General features: G+C 39.1%; 18 protein-coding genes. 7 read left to right on the forward strand and 11 right to left on the reverse strand.

What is annotated here, in order from left to right; translation table 11 throughout:
- Window positions 1-34 precede the first annotated feature (34 nt).
- Together EJ994_RS08170 and EJ994_RS08175 are read left to right on the forward strand one after the other, a co-directional pair.
- Complete coding sequence (locus tag EJ994_RS08170; protein WP_099573779.1) at window positions 35-409, forward strand: PUR family DNA/RNA-binding protein; 375 nt, start codon at window positions 35-37, stop codon at window positions 407-409.
- A gap of 85 nt (window positions 410-494) precedes the next feature.
- On the forward strand, window positions 495-3,014 hold the full coding sequence (locus EJ994_RS08175) for a M14 family metallopeptidase (RefSeq protein ID WP_126592008.1): 2,520 nt from the start codon (window positions 495-497) through the stop codon (window positions 3,012-3,014).
- 25 nt (window positions 3,015-3,039) lie between these two features.
- Here EJ994_RS08175 and EJ994_RS08180 read toward each other — a convergent pair whose 3' ends face one another.
- Window positions 3,040-4,077, reverse strand: a complete 1,038-nt coding sequence (locus EJ994_RS08180) for a lysophospholipid acyltransferase family protein (RefSeq protein ID WP_126592009.1) — start codon at window positions 4,075-4,077, stop codon at window positions 3,040-3,042.
- An 8-nt stretch (window positions 4,078-4,085) separates the two neighbouring features.
- Window positions 4,086-5,009, reverse strand: a complete 924-nt coding sequence (locus EJ994_RS08185) for a bile acid:sodium symporter family protein (RefSeq protein ID WP_126592010.1) — start codon at window positions 5,007-5,009, stop codon at window positions 4,086-4,088.
- Window positions 5,010-5,115: 106 nt separating this feature from the next.
- On the opposite strand from EJ994_RS08185, the gene EJ994_RS08190 reads away from it, so the two are divergent.
- The gene (locus tag EJ994_RS08190) at window positions 5,116-5,676 is read left to right on the forward strand and encodes a thioredoxin family protein (RefSeq protein WP_126592011.1); all 561 of its coding nucleotides are present in this window, start codon (window positions 5,116-5,118) and stop codon (window positions 5,674-5,676) included.
- 149 nt (window positions 5,677-5,825) lie between these two features.
- A complete protein-coding gene (locus EJ994_RS08195) occupies window positions 5,826-6,362 on the forward strand; it encodes a GNAT family N-acetyltransferase (RefSeq protein WP_126592012.1) in 537 nt (178 codons plus the stop codon).
- Window positions 6,363-6,387: 25 nt separating this feature from the next.
- On the opposite strand, the gene EJ994_RS08200 is transcribed toward EJ994_RS08195, so the two are convergent.
- On the reverse strand, window positions 6,388-6,915 hold the full coding sequence (locus EJ994_RS08200) for a YfiT family bacillithiol transferase (protein ID WP_317128100.1): 528 nt from the start codon (window positions 6,913-6,915) through the stop codon (window positions 6,388-6,390).
- Between the two features lie 109 nt (window positions 6,916-7,024).
- Here EJ994_RS08200 and EJ994_RS08205 point away from each other — a divergent pair, with 109 nt between their 5' ends.
- Both EJ994_RS08205 and EJ994_RS08210 read left to right on the forward strand, forming a co-directional pair.
- Window positions 7,025-7,663 carry a peroxiredoxin gene (locus EJ994_RS08205; protein ID WP_099573786.1) on the forward strand — a complete coding sequence of 213 codons (639 nt, stop codon included), beginning with the start codon at window positions 7,025-7,027 and terminating at the stop codon, window positions 7,661-7,663.
- Between the two features lie 130 nt (window positions 7,664-7,793).
- Window positions 7,794-7,988: a cold-shock protein gene (locus tag EJ994_RS08210; protein WP_013304911.1), complete on the forward strand. Its 195-nt coding sequence runs from the start codon at window positions 7,794-7,796 to the stop codon at window positions 7,986-7,988.
- A gap of 499 nt (window positions 7,989-8,487) precedes the next feature.
- On the opposite strand, the gene EJ994_RS08215 is transcribed toward EJ994_RS08210, so the two are convergent.
- From EJ994_RS08215 to EJ994_RS08225, 3 genes are all read right to left on the reverse strand, one after another.
- A complete protein-coding gene (locus tag EJ994_RS08215; protein ID WP_126592014.1) occupies window positions 8,488-9,420 on the reverse strand; it encodes a peptidylprolyl isomerase in 933 nt (310 codons plus the stop codon).
- 102 nt (window positions 9,421-9,522) lie between these two features.
- Window positions 9,523-10,938, reverse strand: coding sequence for a M20/M25/M40 family metallo-hydrolase (locus tag EJ994_RS08220; RefSeq protein ID WP_126592015.1), 1,416 nt, complete (start codon window positions 10,936-10,938; stop codon window positions 9,523-9,525).
- Complete coding sequence (locus tag EJ994_RS08225; RefSeq protein WP_126592016.1) at window positions 10,910-11,791, reverse strand: PPK2 family polyphosphate kinase; 882 nt, start codon at window positions 11,789-11,791, stop codon at window positions 10,910-10,912. The genes EJ994_RS08220 and EJ994_RS08225 overlap by 29 nt, the downstream gene beginning before the upstream one ends.
- A 195-nt stretch (window positions 11,792-11,986) precedes the next feature.
- Between EJ994_RS08225 and EJ994_RS08230 the strand changes: the two genes are divergently transcribed.
- Window positions 11,987-12,682 carry a hypothetical protein gene (locus tag EJ994_RS08230; RefSeq protein ID WP_126592017.1) on the forward strand — a complete coding sequence of 232 codons (696 nt, stop codon included), beginning with the start codon at window positions 11,987-11,989 and terminating at the stop codon, window positions 12,680-12,682.
- A 7-nt stretch (window positions 12,683-12,689) separates the two neighbouring features.
- On the opposite strand, the gene EJ994_RS08235 is transcribed toward EJ994_RS08230, so the two are convergent.
- From EJ994_RS08235 to EJ994_RS08255, 5 genes are read right to left on the reverse strand one after another with little or no spacing between them, the layout of a single operon-like run.
- A complete protein-coding gene (locus tag EJ994_RS08235) occupies window positions 12,690-13,853 on the reverse strand; it encodes a sigma-54-dependent transcriptional regulator (RefSeq protein WP_126592018.1) in 1,164 nt (387 codons plus the stop codon).
- A gap of 9 nt (window positions 13,854-13,862) precedes the next feature.
- Window positions 13,863-14,738, reverse strand: coding sequence for a DUF6268 family outer membrane beta-barrel protein (locus tag EJ994_RS08240; RefSeq protein WP_126592019.1), 876 nt, complete (start codon window positions 14,736-14,738; stop codon window positions 13,863-13,865).
- Window positions 14,717-15,661 carry a mechanosensitive ion channel family protein gene (locus EJ994_RS08245; RefSeq protein WP_126592020.1) on the reverse strand — a complete coding sequence of 315 codons (945 nt, stop codon included), beginning with the start codon at window positions 15,659-15,661 and terminating at the stop codon, window positions 14,717-14,719. The genes EJ994_RS08240 and EJ994_RS08245 overlap by 22 nt, the downstream gene beginning before the upstream one ends.
- A gap of 2 nt (window positions 15,662-15,663) precedes the next feature.
- Window positions 15,664-16,992 (reverse strand): ABC transporter permease, encoded by a 1,329-nt coding sequence (locus tag EJ994_RS08250; RefSeq protein WP_126592021.1) that lies wholly within the window; start codon window positions 16,990-16,992, stop codon window positions 15,664-15,666.
- The gene (locus EJ994_RS08255) at window positions 16,985-17,923 is read right to left on the reverse strand and encodes an ABC transporter ATP-binding protein (protein WP_126592022.1); all 939 of its coding nucleotides are present in this window, start codon (window positions 17,921-17,923) and stop codon (window positions 16,985-16,987) included. Before EJ994_RS08255 ends, EJ994_RS08250 begins: the two co-directional genes overlap by 8 nt.
- Window positions 17,924-18,110: the final 187 nt, after the last annotated feature.

The raw sequence follows: 18,110 nt of genomic DNA on the forward strand, positions 1-18,110 counted from the left end.
TTGATAGAATAATCAGACATTATAACGACAGGAAATGAGCGACAGAGAATCAATGGACCAAGAGGAAATTCACTCTAAAGTTTTACGTGCGGGCAGAAGAACTTACTTTTTTGATGTGAGAAGCACAAAGGCCGGAGACTACTATTTAACCATTACAGAAAGTAAGAAATTTACTCATGATGATGGTTCTTTTCATTATAAAAAACATAAAATATACCTCTATAAAGAAGATTTTGAAGCCTTCAAAGAAAATTTTGAGGAGATGATGGACTTTATTATAGAGGAAAAAGGTACCGAAGTTATCTCGGAAAGACATCAAAAAGACTTTAAGAAAGAGGAGGATGGCACTGCCGTTAGTGAAGAAAAACCAAGTGGTAGTTTTACCGATGTCAGTTTTGACGACATTTAGATAAAAATACTCTTAAATAAATGATAACGACCCTTGTAATTAAGGGTCGTTTTCTATTTTTATACCATAGCTAAATTCAACCAAAATGAAGAAAATTTTACTTGCCTTTGTACTGACCACTTGCTTTTACTCCAGCGCGCAACAACCAGTAGCATTAGATTACTACTTACCACAGGGAATTACCTACGACGCATCTATCCCAACGCCTAAAGAAGTTATCGGTCACGAAGTAGGAGAATGGCACGTAACACATGATAAGTTAATGTTCTACATGCAGACCCTTGCCAAGTCTAGCGACCGTATCAGCATAGAGAACAGAGGGGAAACTTTTGAAGGCAGACCATTGTTACTACTGACCATTACCACTCCAGAGAACCATGGGAATATAAATAAAATAAGGGAAGACCATATTGCGCTCACCGAGAATGCCGGTAGCGGCGATATTTCTAATATGCCCATTATAGTGTACCAAGGATTTTCTATTCACGGAAACGAACCTAGTGGTGCAAATGCAGGTTTGGCGTATGCGTATTATTTGGCAGCAGCTCAAGGCCCCGAGATTGAAAAGATGCTGAGTGATATGGTAATTTTAATGGACCCATCTTACAATCCTGATGGCTTGCAACGCTTTGCTTATTGGGCAAACACCAATAAAAGCATCAATTTAGTAGCAGATAACAACGAGCGCGAGTACCATGAGGTTTGGCCCGGAGGAAGAACAAATCATTACTGGTTTGACATGAACAGGGACTGGTTACCGGTACAACTTCCCGAAAGTAGGGCCCGTATAGAAAGTTTTCATAAATGGCTACCGAATATCCTTACGGACCACCACGAAATGGGCACGAACTCCACCTTCTTCTTTCAGCCGGGAGAACCTACGAGGGTACATCCACTAACCCCAAAAATTAATCAGGAGTTAACCACCGAGATTGGTACCTATCATGCAAAAGCGCTAGATAAAATAGGCTCTTTATACTATTCCGAGGAAGGATACGACGATTACTACTACGGAAAAGGCTCTACTTTCCCAGATGTAAATGGTAGTGTAGGTATTCTTTTCGAACAAGGAAGCTCTAGAGGTCATGTTCAGGAAAGCGAGAACGGCTTACTGACCTTTCCGTTTACGATTCGCAATCAGTTTACCACCGCCTTGTCTACGATTGAGGCCGCGACAAACATGCGCGAAAAAATCTTGGGTTATCAGAAAAAATTCTATGAAGATGTAAAGAATGAAGCCGCAAGAAGCAAAACCAAAGGAATTGTTTTTGGAGATAGTAAAGATGGTGCAAAGGCGTGGCACCTGGCCGAGATATTGGAACGCCACAAAATGAAAATACATGAATTGGCAAATGATGTAACCATTAATGGAAAAACATATGTGAAAGGAAAAAGTTATGTTGTTCCCATGGATCAGAAAAATCCACGACTGGTCAAAGCGATGTTTGAAAAGCGCACCACGTTTACGGACAGTTTGTTCTATGATATCTCTGCCTGGACATTTCCGTTAGCATTTAATGTTGATTACGCCGAGCTTGGCTCACTAAGTAACGCAGGACCACAAATTGATAAGCTAGCCGCTTTACAAGGCACTGTTAGTGCTAAAAGTAACTATGCATATCTGTTTGAATGGAACGAGTATTACACTCCAAAGGCCTTACACGCTATTGTAGAAAAAGGCCTTAGGGCCAAAGTGGCAAAATCCCCATTTACCTTGGAAGGCAAAACGTATGATTACGGAACCATCATGGTTCCCGTACAGAACCAAGATTTAAGTGCTTCCGAACTGCACACATTCTTAGTCGACGTGGCCAAGGAAAGTAATGTAACGATTACCGCCGTAGGAACAGGACTTACAAGAGGAATCGATTTGGGAAGTAATGATTTTGACCCTGTTGAGAAACAGAAAATAGCTATTCTTGTCGGCGATGGAATTCGTTCCTATGATGCCGGAGAAATTTGGCACTTGTTCGATACACGCTATAACATGGAGCTCACCAAAATAGATGTGGGTTATTTTTCTTCTGTTGATTTAAGCAAATATACCGATATCATTATTCCCAGTGCTTATGGAAAGGCACTGAACAAGAACAACTCGGAAAAACTGAAAGATTGGGTCAAAGACGGTGGCACTTTAATTGGCTATAGAAATGTGGCAGAGTGGTTCAATACCAATGAATTTATGAAGTTAAAGTTTAGAAAGGATACTTTAGTCGCTAAGAACATCGCATTTGACCAGAAACGAGATTTTAACGGTGCCCAGGTAACCGGAGGGGCTATATTCGAGGCAACATTGGACCGTTCCCATCCCATAAATTTTGGCTACAACAACGATAAACTTGCTTTATTCAGAAATACCAATGTGTATATCTCTCCAGATGAAGATAGCTACAACAACCCCATCACATACACCAACGATCCATTATTAAGCGGGTACATCTCAGAAGAAAATCTAGCACTTCTTAAAGGTTCCGTTCCGTTTCAAGTGCAACGTTTAGGAAAAGGACGTGTTATCGCCTTCACGGACAATACCAATTTCAGGGCCTTTTGGTACGGTACCAATAAACTCTTGATGAATGCTATTTTCTTCGGGGAAATGATGTAAAACAATTTACCTAAGCCGCTATCGATTAAAAGGGGCTTAGGTACTTTACTAAAATCCAATTACATACAAATAACGCTACCACTATGCCCAAAGCGAGCGCTAATCCACTATAGAAGTATAATACAATAAAAAGCAAAGTGTAGTAGATTAAAAAACCTATTATTGCCGTAGCAAAGCGCAAGGTTCCCGTAAATTCCGGTTCCCAGACCTTCGGTTTCATGATACCTTTCCATAGCAAAAATACTGGTGCGTTTAGTAAAACCAAAACTGTTTGAACAGCTACACTTTTCCGCTTTGGCTTTTTATGCTGAATTTTTGAATTAGCTTCTGCATAGTTTGAAATCATTGTATTGACCTCTCTTGGTCTCAAATAATCCGCGCCTGCTCCATCCAAGAAACGAATCACCTTATCATATTCCGTCTCCGAGGCAACATGCGTAGTTAATTCCTTTAAGCAATCGGAGACTAGCGTCTTTACCCTATTGGTAGATGCAATTATATCTTCGCTATCATAATGTGCATTTAAAGGGATACTCTTGCCATAGTAAATAGCCACCTCGTCCGGAAAATTTGTAGCATCCTTATAGTTTAATCCAACAGGTACCAGATGAATATCCAAATCGGGGTATTTGTTCTTTGCCCTAAACAGAATTCTTGTAAATCCTTTACTCAAAGGACGCACCCGTCGCTTTAAATTATGGTTGGCTTCCGGAAACATTACCAATGCCTCTTTATCCCGAAGTACATCGGCACAGGCATCAAAAATCATATCGTTTTTAGATAATTTATCCTTACCGTCTCTTAACCTGTATATAGGAATCATTCTAAAATATCTAAAAATAGCGTCAAGAAGCGGTTTTCCAAAAACGTCTGAACGTGTCAAGAAAAAGGGCTTTCTATTACATGCGACTACGATAAGAAGCACATCTAACAATGCACTTTGGTGATTTGGCAAGAAAAGAACGGGTTTGTCCTTTGGTACGTTTTCTAGTCCGTGTACCTCAATTTTTTTATGATAGGCGTGCAACGCCAATTTCATCAAGATTTTTATGAAATAATACATCCTATTCTTTAAGCCAAAGTTTCTTTCTTTGTTATACTCTTATTTGACCAATACCCCGCGAGCAACAGGCCTGAGACCAAATGCCAAATACCCCAAAAGGCTGTAAGTAGCGCCATTCCGCCAAGACCATCGAAAAAAGTGAAAATCAGCAATAAACCCAATCCTGAATTCTGTATTCCGGTTTCAATGGTAATGGATTTACTGTTTTTCCGATTCAGTTTAAAAATTTTACTAATGGAAAACCCTGTGAAAAATGCCAATAAATTATGGAGTACCACAATCCAAAACACATAAAAAATATAGTCCATAAAAATATCGCTATTGTTGTATAATGCAAGAAATACGAGGGCTATAAAAAATAGTAGGGATAAGGGTTTTAAACCTTTTGCGAGTATTAAGGCCAACTTAGGCTTAAAATGATGCAAGGACATTCCAAGCAGTAGTGGCACTCCTAAGAGGAGCGCAACGAGTTTTACCATCTCCAATGGGGAAATAGCAACGGCCTCTAGAATCTTTGCAGTCGGTTGATAGAGTGATCCCCAAAATTCTAAACTTAAGGGCGTCATAATCACGGCCAGAAGCGTGGCTATGGCGGTAAGACAAACAGAAAGCGCACTATTACCTCCTGCCAAATGGGTAATGAAATTGGAAATATTACCACCGGGACAAGCGGCGACCATTATCATTCCTAAAGCAATACTGGGGTAAGGTTTCAAAATAAGAATCAGGATAAAAGTTGTGACCGGCAATAATACGAACTGACTTAAAACACCTATTAGAATGGGCTTGGGATTGGACCAAAGTTCTTTAAAATCCTTTATGGAAATCTCAAGGGCAACCCCGAACATCACAAATGCCAAGACTACGTTTAAAACCCATAGTGATCCGCTATCAAAATTAATATGTACGTTATCTAAAAGTACGTCCCTCAAAGTGTATCTAGTTGGTTAGCCTAAGCACATTGATGTTAAAAATATGGTTTATAAGTACAAACAACAATAGAATTACACTTAACTTTATGACTCCAGAATAAAAGCTATGGCAAGAACAGAGAGCAATATGTTGGCCCTTGGAACACAAGCGCCAGAATTTAGACTACCGGATACCGTTAGTGGTACAACCATGCACCTTTCGGAGATGGTAGGAAAGAATGGTACCGTTATCCTATTTATATGTAATCATTGTCCGTTTGTGATACATGTGAATCCAGAAATTAGCAAAATGGCCAAGGAGTACCAATCGAAAGGAATTCAATTCATAGGCATCTCTAGTAACGATGTCGTTAACTATCCCCAGGACAGACCGGAATTAATGCGCGTAAAAGCCATAGAGGCAGACTACACCTTTCCCTATCTTTATGATGAAACACAAGAAGTGGCCAAAGCGTATGATGCAGCCTGTACACCAGATTTCTACCTCTTCGATAAGAACTTAAAACTTGTATATCGTGGTCAATTAGACGATTCAAGGCCAGGAAATGGCAAAGAGCTAACAGGAAAAGATTTAAGGCAAGCAATGGATGCACTACTACAGAACAAACCTATTTCTCCGGACCAAAAACCGAGCATAGGATGTAATATAAAATGGATCATTTCCTAAAAATGAATGGTCCTTACAATTTTCGGGCAATTCTTCCTTTTTACTTATAGGATGAGAAATACAACAAAAGTAATTTACCTATTTAAGAGTGACATTAGTTTAGAAAGACCTAAGCTTATACCCCGTTTGCCCTAGTAGTACTATCATTTATGAAAGATATTATTCATTTTGAACCGCTGACCCAAGAGAAGTATGCCACTTATATTACCGTAGGAACCAAAGCCTACAACCAGCATTATAGTCACTTATGGCCAAAAGGAGATTCCGCACCGTATATTCAAAGTAGTTTTACCAAGGAAGTACTGCTTCAAGAAGAACAGGATACCAATACCCGATTATTTCTTATTCATCACAATAAAAAAACTGTAGGCATTCTAAAAATATCCTTAAAAAAAGCATTGGATTCTTATTCCAGAGAAGAAGCACTTTACGTTGATAAAATCTATATCATAAAACAGGCTACTGGGAAAGGTATTGGCAAAAAGGTATTACAATTTGTAGAGCTGAGGGCCAAGGAACTCAAAAAGCGTATCATTTGGTTGGATACCATGCAAAAAGGACCGGCACTACATTTTTACTTAAAAAATGGCTTTAAAAAACATAGCACAACTGAAATACCCTTTCCCCAAGCCATAGAGGAGGAAAAACCGATGTTTATCATGACCAAAACTGTCTCTAAGGTATAGGCTCTTCGATAATAGTTTAAAAAGATTACCAATCTTCCCGTTGGGCCAAATTTTTAATATGCGCAAAATGATGATTACCGTGCCATGCATATTTGGCAATATTTTCAGCTACGGAGACTTTAAAATTACCTTCTGGATGCAGATAGCATTTCTTCATATCATCTGCAGCAATGCCTTTGAGTAAAAATACCAACTTGGCATGTAGCGCTCTGATATAGTGGAGCGATAGGGAAATTGGTGCCGTACGCGCGTCAAAAAGGCTACTCCAATCTTTCTCCTCATAAGCTTTGATTAAAGGCTCATCTTCTGTAAGCGCCCATTTAAAACGGGTATAACTATGATGATGACTGTCTGCGATATGATGTACCACTTGTCTCACGGTCCATCCTCCCGGCCTATAGGGTGTTTCCAATTGATCATTGGAAAAATCCGTGACCAAATCTTCCAAACGACTTGGCAGCGTTTCCAATTCCAGAATATATTCAGAAATCTGTTCTGTAGTAAGCTTATCCGGACAATTGAATTTCCCAATAGGATAACGTAAGTCTCTCATATTTTCCATACTTTAAAAATACTAAACTTTAATACATTTTTAACCCTTGATAAAACAGAAGCATTAATTAATCTACTAATTTTGTAGAGTAATTTAAATAGATACTATTATGGCTACGATACGATTAGGAGATACCGCACCGAATTTTACTGCAGAAAGCTCTGTGGGAACTCTAAATTTTTATGATTACCTAGGAGATAGTTGGGGAATATTATTCTCACATCCTGCGGATTTCACACCTGTTTGTACTACAGAATTGGGTACCGCGGCAAAATTTAAGGATGAATTTGACAAGCGGAACGTTAAAATGATTGCCTTGAGTGTAGACAGTGCAGCTTCCCATACAGAATGGATAAAGGATATAAATGAAGTACAGCATACCGTTGTAAATTTCCCCATTATAGCGGATGAGGATAAATCCGTGTCTCATCTTTACGATATGATACATCCAAAGGCGGATAACAATTTAACGGTACGTTCCGTATTTATAATTGCCCCCGATAAAACCGTAAAATTAATCCTTACTTATCCTGCCTCGACAGGACGAAACTTCTATGAGCTATTACGTGTAATAGACTCACTTCAACTCACCGCCTACCATAAAGTAGCCACTCCGGCAAATTGGGATAAAGGACAGGATGTAGTGGTGAGCCCTTCTATTCCTACTGCAGAAGCAAAGACGATCTTTAAAAAAGGTGTAGAAGAAATAAAGCCGTATTTACGAATGACGCCCGATCCTTTGGCATAATTGTTGGTTTCCAAGTAGCTGTGAAGATGCAAATAAGATTACTTAACGGTAATATAACTTACTAAAAATCTTACAATTAAATATTTTAATAGTATCTTTGCACTTTAATTAATATATAATTTTTTCTATTATGAGTAAAGGAACAGTAAAATTCTTCAATGATTCCAAAGGATATGGTTTCATCACTGAAGATGGTTCAAACGAAGATCATTTTGTACACATTTCTGGCTTAATCGACGAAGTTCGAGAAGGTGATGTTGTGGAATTTGAACTACAACAAGGTAAAAAAGGATTAAACGCCGTTAATGTGAAAGTAGTTGACTAGGTAAAGATTTAACTTTTTTATAGTATAAGCCTGAACAAATGTTCAGGCTTTTTTTATATTTAAATTTTAAAACCGTAAGAAATAAGTTACTTTTTTCTAATTTTGTTTAACGTTTACGCAACCATTACTATTTTTCGCATCTAAAAAGTAAACATAAGAGTTCCCCAAGAACTTAAACCCAATCCATGAGTACTTTTTTTGCAGTTTTTCTTTTCTTAGTTTTCTTGAATGCCTTAATGCTTATAGGCAGTTTATGGAGCGAAAGAAAATAATTCACCTATTGCTTTTTTTAAAGTAGGGTTTTTCTTCTGAGGGTTGTTATATGACCAATAAGGATTATAAACCCATACCTATGAAAACTTTTTTAATTATCGTCTGTATTTTGTTGCTGGTCAATATTGTTCTTTTTCTGTTCAGTCTAACCAAGGCAAAATAAAAACACCCTGATAAAATCAAGGTGTTTTTTATTATTAAAATGCTACTTTTTAGCTCACTGCCGTTATCCCACGTTCATTAATTCCACATCGAATATCAGTGTTGCATTCGGAGGAATAACTCCACCAGCTCCTGCGCTACCATAGGCTAAATCAGACGGAATCACGAACCGCGCCTTGTCCCCTACTTTCAAAAGTCCAATACCTTCATCCCATCCTGGAATTACTTGACCAACCCCTAATTGAAAATCTATAGGAGAATTTCTTTTATATGAAGAATCAAATACCTGACCGTTCAATAAAGAACCCTCATAATGTACGGATACCTTTTTACCACTTTCGGCTTTTGCGCCACTACCCTTCTGAATCATTTTATAACGTAATCCAGAGTCGGTAGCCTCAAAACCTGCCGCAACTTTATCCAACTCGGCGGCTTGTGCTGCTTTTGCAGCTGCTATACGCTCTTTTCCAGAAGCTTCAAACTTATCAAAAGCTGCTACAGCATCCCAGTTCTTGGCCTCATCACCTACTCTTACAATTTCAACAGTGTCCAAACTATCCCCTTGGGCAATGCTATCCACCACTTCTTGTCCGGATGCCACATGTCCAAAAACAGTATGTTTGTTATCCAACCAAGGTGTAGGAACATGTGTTATAAAGAACTGACTTCCATTAGTTCCTGGACCTGCATTGGCCATGGATAGCACTCCCGGCTCACTGTGGTCTAGCTCTGGATGAAATTCATCATCGAACTTATAACCGGCGTCACCGGTACCGGTACCCTGCGGGCAACCCCCTTGTATCATAAAATCAGGAATGACCCTGTGAAATTTTAGTCCGTTGTAGTACGGCTCGCCTTTTCCCTTAACCGAATTTTCTTTATCCCCTTCGGCAAGACCAACAAAGTTACCTACTGTTCCCGGAGTTTTATCGTGTGTTAATTTTACTAATATTTCGCCTTTTGATGTGTTGAATTTGGCATAAATTCCATCTTCCATAGTACTAATTTTTAATGAGCGGCAAAGATATGGAAAAGTTGGGAGTTAACCTTTTGGGTTTAGAGTTTGAAATCTACTAGTGATATGATTTTAAAACAATACCTACTCCCCTTTCGAAACATCAGTACCATAGGCATCAAAAAGATAAATAAGACTGGTCATAGCGGCGGCGCCCAGTTCCAATTCTCTTTTATTTACGTGCTCAAAAGTATCGTTCTCTGCATGGTGGTAATCAAAATACCGCTGAGAATCCGGTCGTAGTCCGGCTAAAACTATATTTTCGTTCTTCAATGGACCAATATCCGCACCACTGCCTCCTTTGGTAAACAAGTTCGTCAGATAAGGTTCAAAAAGATGCGCCCAGGACTTTACTTGTTGAAAACTGTCATCCGTAGTATCAAATGAAAATCCCCTTGGGGTAAATCCCCCAGAATCACTCTCCAAGGCAAAAATATGGTTCTCCTTATTCGCTAGAGCTACCTCAGCATACTTCTTGCCACCTCTTAGGCCATTTTCCTCGTTCATAAAAAGAACGGCCCTAATCGTACGCTTGGGTCGATAATCTGTTTTCTTCAAGATTCGCAATACCTCCATACTCTGTACGCACCCAGCGCCATCATCATGCGAACCATCACCCAAATCCCAAGAATCTAAATGACCGCCTACGACAAGTATCTCGTCCGGATAGGTACTTCCCTTTATTTCTCCAATCACATTAAAGGACTGCACATCGGGAAACTGCTTGCAGTTCTGTTTAAAATAGAATAGTATTTCTGGATTCAGTTTTACCGCGGTACTCAATAGGTCGGCAGCATTGGTACTAATGGCCGCCGCGGGGATTCGTTCCGCTTCCGGCAAGTCTCCATAGCCCATACCTCCGGTATGCGGAAAATCGTCCAAACGAAGGTTCATAGAACGCACAATGACCCCAAGAGCACCGTATTTTGAAGCGGCTACAGCACCTCTACCCCTTTGGTCTACGGCTCCGGAATACGCAGAAAAGGTATTGATCAGTTTAGCATCCATAGGACGGTTGTAAAAAACAATTTTTCCTTGGATTTTTTCTCTTCCCAGAGACTCCAGTTCCTCTAGCCCTTGTACCTCTATGATTTTGGCCTTAATACCCTTTTGCGGTGTAGGTACAGAACCACCAAGTGCGGTGATAGGTACATTTGTTGTAACCCCCGGTGTGGTTTCAAAATAGGCGAATTCCGGTGTACCCCTTACCCATTTGGGTACCATTACCGGCTGTAACCATACGCGGTCCAAGCCTAGGGAATCTAATTGCGATTTGGTATAGTTTACGGCTTGTTCTGCCTGTATAGAACCCGAAAGACGTCCACCAATCTGATTGGAAAGGTAATTTAACCAATCATACGCCTTTCCATCTTCCAGTGCGGTATCGTAAATTTTACGAATCTGAATCTCGTCTTTGTTCTGGGCCTGGACTGTACCTGTTAAAAAAAGTAATAATGCCAGTAGACCTATCTTATTTTTCACCTTGTAGTTGATTTTCATAGGTTTCTAAATTAGCCATTATTTTAGCGTCCAAGGCTGGCTCCCTGATATCTTTGTATTTTTTTAACCTTTCTAACAGGATTGTAGCGACAATGACCCGAGCCGCTTTTTTATTATCGGCCGGAATGACATCCCAAGGCGCATGTTCTTTTGAAGTATTGTTGATGGCTTCCTCGTAACAAGATTGATAGGCCTCCCATAATTTTCGTTCTTTTAAATCTCCTGGAGAAAATTTCCAGTGTTTTTCCTTAATGGCCAACCTACGCAACAACCGCTGACGCTGTTCCTCTTTGGAGAGATGAAGGAAAAACTTAAAAATAATAGTACCGTTCTCGAACAAATGCCTTTCAAAATTATTGATCTGTTCAAAACGCTTGTCCCAGAATTCTTGTTGTATATCCACAACGGAATGTATGCCAGGTATACGCTCTCCCAAAATGTATTCCGGATGTACCCTGGTCACCAATACGTTTTCATAGTGTGTTCTATTGAATACCCCGAATTTACCTTTGGCCGGTAATGCTATATAGTGTCTCCATAAATAATTATGGTCCAGTTCCAATTCCGTAGGCACCTTAAAACTGTGTACCTCAACACCACTGACATTGAAATCCTTAAAGACCTCACGAATAAGACTATCCTTACCGGAGGTATCCATGCCTTGCAGACAAATAAGAACGCTATACTTTCCGTGAGCATAGAGCATATCTTGAAATTCACCCAGTTCTCTCCTAGTTATCTTAAGGTCTTTTTTTAGTTGTTTATCCGAAAGTCCAAAATCTTCTCGTGTGGGAACTTCTGAAATTTTCATCGGTCCCGTGACCCTATACGCACTACTATTTATATAATCCATACCGAAATATAAAAGATTTAATTTTTGAAATAGGTTAAAAGGTCAAAAAAAGATGGTCATTAAACCCTTGAAATATACATTTCAACCAATAAACGTAAATGGCAGCCTTTCCATCGAATAAAAAGTGCTACTAGGGCCTCCCGTGATTAACTTTATACTTGTAAAAGTCCCAAATTTTACGCCAAATCTTTTATAATGAACAAAACCTACATTTACTCATACGCTATTGTGGCGTTCCTCCTTTTTTCTTCTTTTAAAGGTAGTACGGAATGTGAATATGCCGGTGCCAATATTGATTTTGCAAGAACCAAAACAGAAAAAGCTATCGCGATTGATGATATCAACCAAGCGCGTTATTTGGCCTACAAAGCCTTAAATGCTATTGAAAAATCAAAAAAGCAATTGGAAATCTGTGGATGTGAGTTCGCAGAGCAAAATTTACTAGAGGGACTTAAGAATTTGAAACTGGCGACCAAAGCAACTACACTAGATGCTACGCGGATATATTTATTACGTTCTTTAGAGAATACCATGGGTAGTCTAAACGCCTTACAGGACCATCATTTGCACAAAGTAAAATTTAACGAAAGTATGGCAATCATTGATACCGTTGATACGGCCTCCAATGGTTCTGCTACAGCTAAGAAACCCGTAAAATTACTATATCAAAAGATAGACGCTTCTTTAGAAAAATATAGTGTATCCTTGAGCAAAGTTGTAGAAACGGTAAATTGTAAAGAAGCACGCGCCTTTACTTCTAGAATTATAGAACATTGCGAAAAGGAACTATTAAGGGATAACCTATCCGAAGGTAAAATATATTACAACCTTAGAACAAAAGAAATAACCCTTGCGGCGCATCGTCGTATTGGAACCTGCGCTGCCAAATAAGATTTCTTTATTTGCTAGCGAACAACTTTACGTCATCCTCAGAAACTTCATCACCACCCAATATAATAAGACGTTCAACAACATTTCGTAATTCACGAATATTACCCGTCCAATCATAGGCTTTAAGAAGTTTTACGGCGTCCTTAGAAAATGATTTGTCCGCTATTCCCTGCTCCTCCGTTACTTTCTTTGTAAAGTGATTGATTAATAAAGGAATGTCATCCCTTCTCTCGTTTAATGCCGGGACTTTAATTAAGATAACGGCCAACCTATGATACAAGTCTTCACGGAATTTACCGTCCGCTATTTCTTGCTGTAAGTCCTTGTTAGTAGCCGCTACGACCCTAACGTCTACCTTAATATCCTTATCCGTACCCACACGAGAAATTTTACTCTCCTGTAAAGCCCTAAGTACCTTGGCTTGAGCAGATAAGCTCATATCACCGATTTCGTCCAAGAAAATGGTTCCCTTATTTGCCGCTTCAAATTTTCCCGCACGATCTTTGACCGCAGAGGTAAATGCCCCCTTTACATGTCCAAAAAGTTCGCTTTCTATCAATTCAGAAGGTATTGCCGCACAGTTCACTTCTATAAAGGGTGCGCTACTTCTTGCACTTTTTTCATGTATCCAATGCGCAACCAGTTCCTTACCCGTTCCATTAGAACCCGTAATAAGAACCCGGGCATCTGTTGGAGCCACTTTTTCTATCATGTCCTTTATGGCTTCAATCTCTTGACTTTCACCAACCATTTCATAGTTCTTGCTAACTTTTTTCTTTAAAATTTTATTCTCTACGACAAGTTCTTTTCTATCCAGTGCATTTCTAACAGTAGTTAGCAGTCTGTTTAAATCCGGCGGTTTAGAAATATAGTCGAAGGCTCCCAGTCTCATAGTGTTCACTGCGGTATCTAAATCTCCATGGCCAGAAATCATGATAAAAGGTATCTCCGGTTTTATTTTTCTGGCAGCCTCCAGTACTTCGACACCATCCATTTTTGGCATCTTTATATCACAGAGTACCAAGTCGTAATCGTTATTCTTTATGGTTTCCAACCCCTTGAGTCCATCTTCCGCTTCCTCTAAAACATAAGCGTTGTTCTCCTCAGATAGTATTTTAACCAATACTCTTCTAATTGCGGCCTCATCCTCTATTACCAAAATCTTTGACATATTCCTATTTTAAATTCCTATTCTAAATCCTGTCCTGAAATACAACCCGGGTCCATTATTGAGTGTAAAAATATTCTGTCGGTCACTATCCCTTAACACTCCGTTTTGCGTTATGGTATGCCCCCCTAAAAGATAAACAGAAATATCTTTAGTAAACTTATACTGATAACCAAGGGTCAATAATAATGCCGTATGTGAAATATCCGTAGATAAATTATTATTTGAAAGAAGTATATTATTTTGAATATTCACATAATACCCGTCCAAGAAAAGCTCTGCCTGGAAAAAATGTTGTTTTTTGGTGTATAATTTAATGCCCGTTTTTGGCACACCTATGGTATAGGCCCAATTAGGCCTAAAACGCTTTTCGTAATACACAAAAGGCAGTGGCACCTGAATGGGAGAAGTAGCGCTATAGGAAAGGCCCAATACCAACCTATAGGGCTTCTCCACGTCCTTTTTTTCTTTATATCCTCCGGCGGTATAGTTAATATTAAAATCCTCTCTTTGAATTCCGTCCGTGAAAGTCGATGCCCAACGCGGTGTCACCACTCCTATAAAACGCCAATCCTCGTTCCACTTGTACACATACGCAAAATTTACGTCCAGCACATGAAAATTACTGAGGTCGGCCGCATTCGGCAAGGTGGTTTGGGGTACGGTATAATCAAACTTGTTGTACTCCGCACCTAGAACCACAAAATCCTTCTTTTCACGTACCGGTATAGGAACATTGGCCAATAATTTTATTCTGGTGGTCCTAACATCAAAGCTATTCTCTGGCATCAACATGTATTCCGCCCTAAAGACATCTGGAGTTTGAGCGATGGTAAGAGCGACAGAAAAAATAAAAAATACCAGTCCTAATCTTCGCCCATTCCCCATTCTTTATCTGTATTTTGAACATTACTATGTTGAAACGGTTTTTGCTGGAAAATATGCACATCTCGCTGTGGAAAAGGTATGACCACATTATTTTTTCTAAATTCGGCATCGATTTTATACCGAATTTCACTCTTTATCCTGGGGTCCGTAAAACTATCACTAATAAAGAAGTTCAGAGAAAACAGCAATGCGGAATCCCCAAAATCTTCGAATAATACAAAAGGTTTCGGGTTTTTAAGTACTCCCCTTTGGTTTTGAACCACCTCCTCCAATATTTTGGTGACCAATTGAACATCACTTCCGTATGCCACTCCAATAGTAACATCCTCTCTAGTGGTCTTGTGGTTTTGGGTATAATTATAGACAATATCACTAATGAACTTGTGGTTGGGAATTATAATTACCTTATCGTCTCTGGTAATGGCCCTAGTGGTGCGGAGTTTAATCTCAAAAACCTTTCCTACCCGATTGTCTACTTCTACAATATCTCCTACCCTGAGCGATTTATCCAAAATAATGAATATTCCCCCAATGATATCTTGGAACAGTTCCTGCAAGGCAAGCCCCAGACCCACGAATAAAGCGGCCGAAGCTGTAATGAGTATAGTGATATCTATACCCGCAGTACTCATGGTAAACAGTATAACTACGATATAGACCACGTACTTGATAAACTTGAAAATACTAACAAACTTCAGTTTATCATCGTTCTCCATTTTTCGGGTAAAAAACTGGCGAATCCATCTAAGAAAAAAACTGGTGACAATAAAAGCGGCGGTTAGTAAAAGTAATAGCCCTATGGTAATGTGGATTGATTTTTCACCTTCTCCATAGTGAAACCCTAAGTTCAAAAACTCCTTAATGGTACCCCAGATATCATCCTCGATAATTTCCTTTAGTTTCTCGGTTTCCTCCTGAATCATAGTTAATACTTAAGCCATTTAAAAAGTTCCTTATAGCTTGGTTTTTTACCGTACATAAGGATGCCCACACGGTATATTTTTGCTGCCAACCAAACGATACCAATAAAGGTAGCTATTAATATTAAAATGGATGTTATCAATTGCCAGACCGGAACACCTCCCTCACCTATACCTCCCGGTAGTCTCATTAACATCACAATAGGGGATGTAAGTGGAAAAAGGGAGAAACCCACGGCGATTGGCCCGTGCGGATTACTGAAAACCGAAAAGAAGCCAACATATATGGCCAGCATTAGGGGCAGGATTATAGGAAAAATAAATTGCTGCGTATCTGTCTCGTTATCCACGGCAGCACCGATAGCGGCATATATGGAACTATAAATTAAATACCCCAAAATAAAGTAGACCAGAAAGAAAGTGATTAGCATGACCCAGGGAATATCAAAAAGTTCTTGAGCATACAACTGCATGGTCATATCCGCAGATGGCATCCCTGTATCTACTCGGGTGGGGTTTAGACCTCCTCCGGAAATGGTGGCCGGGTCTATATCAAAAATGGTCATTGCAATAACCAATAATAGCGTACCGGATACTATCCATATTCCAAACTGAGTAATGCCAGCCAAAGAAGTACCGATAATTTTACCCAACATTAACTGAAAAGGCTTAACAGAAGATATAATGACTTCTATTATTCTACTGGTTTTTTCCTCGATAACACTGCGCATTACAAAGCCTCCGTAAATAATAATGAACATCATAATAAGATATCCGAACCCACCGCCAATAACAGCTTTTATCTCATTGATGCCTTTAAGGTTCTGTTCCCCCGAGAAAGTGGAGATATTCATTTCGTATGAGCTATCCATTTCTGAATACTGCTGGGCAGATATGCCAAGTTCTCGCAAACGCTCTTGCCGCAGTCTGTCCTTGAACAAGCCTTCTAATTTTTCCAAGACCGATGTACTAGGTGATTCCTTACTGTAGAAAAACGACCTTTTTGCTACCTTTTCCAAATCAGCTTCATTGGGGAGATAGACCAAACCATAATAACCCATGTTCAGGGTAGAGTCCTTTGCTTCTTCTAAACTTATATCCTTAAATCGTACAAAGGATGTAGTATCCGTTGTTAAAAAAGAATTGGAAAAATAATCGCTCTCGTTTAAAACCGATATCACTCTTTTTTCGTTATCGTTTAATTTGGTGAGATAGGCAATAAGCAAAATCATACCGACCATAAGGATAGGACTCAAAAAAGTCATGATCACAAAGGATTTATTACGGACCTTTGCCAGATACTCTCGTTTAATGATCAACGGTAATTTATTCATGAGAAATACCTTTACTTTTTATAGTTCGTATAAATATGTCGTTTGCCGATGGTATGGTCTCCACGAAACTATTTACATTGGCTTTGTCTCCTAAATAGTGTAGCAAGGGTCTTGATTCATTAGATTCTAATTGCACAGAAAAATTAAGCTGATTCTCATCGCTATCATATTCCGAACTTAGTATGGCAAATTTTTCCTTTAACTGGGTCAAAAAATTATCAGGATTCTCAATTTCCAAACCGACTTCGAAAATATTGTTCTTGTACGCTTTTTTAATGTCACTTAATTTACCGTCCAATATTTTTTCAGATTGATGTATAAGTGCAATATATTCGCATAATTCCTCAACAGATTCCATACGGTGGGTAGAGAATATTATCGATGTGCCTGCGTCCTTGAGCTTTAGTATTTCATCTTTTATAAGATTGGCATTAATGGGATCAAAGCCACTGAAAGGCTCGTCAAAAATCAAAAGTTTTGGCTCATGAAGTACGGTAACAATGAACTGTATTTTCTGTGCCATACCTTTGGAAAGCTCCTGGATTTTCTTGTTCCACCAATCTCCGATTTCTAAACGATCGAACCAAAATTTCAGTTTAGCCTTGGCATCTGCTTTTGACAATCCTTTGAGTTGCGCTAAGTACAAGGCTTGCTCTCCGACCTTCATACTCTTATAGAGACCGCGTTCCTCTGGCAGATAGCCGATTTGCGAAATATGTTCTGTTTTTAGGATTTCACCATCAAATAGAACCGCTCCCTTGTCTGGATAGGTAATTTGGTTGATGATACGTATTAGGGTAGTCTTACCGGCACCGTTGGGGCCTAACAATCCGTAAATACTATTTTTAGGAATTTCTAAGGAGATATTCTTTAAAGCAGTATAGTTTCCGTACTGTTTGGTAACCTCTTTAGTGACCAAAATGTTGTTCATGTAGGCAATTTGTCCAAAGATATTGAAATGTTTTAAAAAGCAGGGAACATGAAGGGCAACAACACAAACTTAATGCTGGTCGTATCAATTATTTAAGCACTTAATCTTTAAAAAATAAGATTACAAACTTCCTTAAAAGCAAAACCCACCCTCAAAAGATTAAGGATGGGAAAAAAATTGCTATGAA

This window comes from Maribacter sp. MJ134, assembly GCF_003970695.1.
Lineage (GTDB): Bacteria > Bacteroidota > Bacteroidia > Flavobacteriales > Flavobacteriaceae > Maribacter.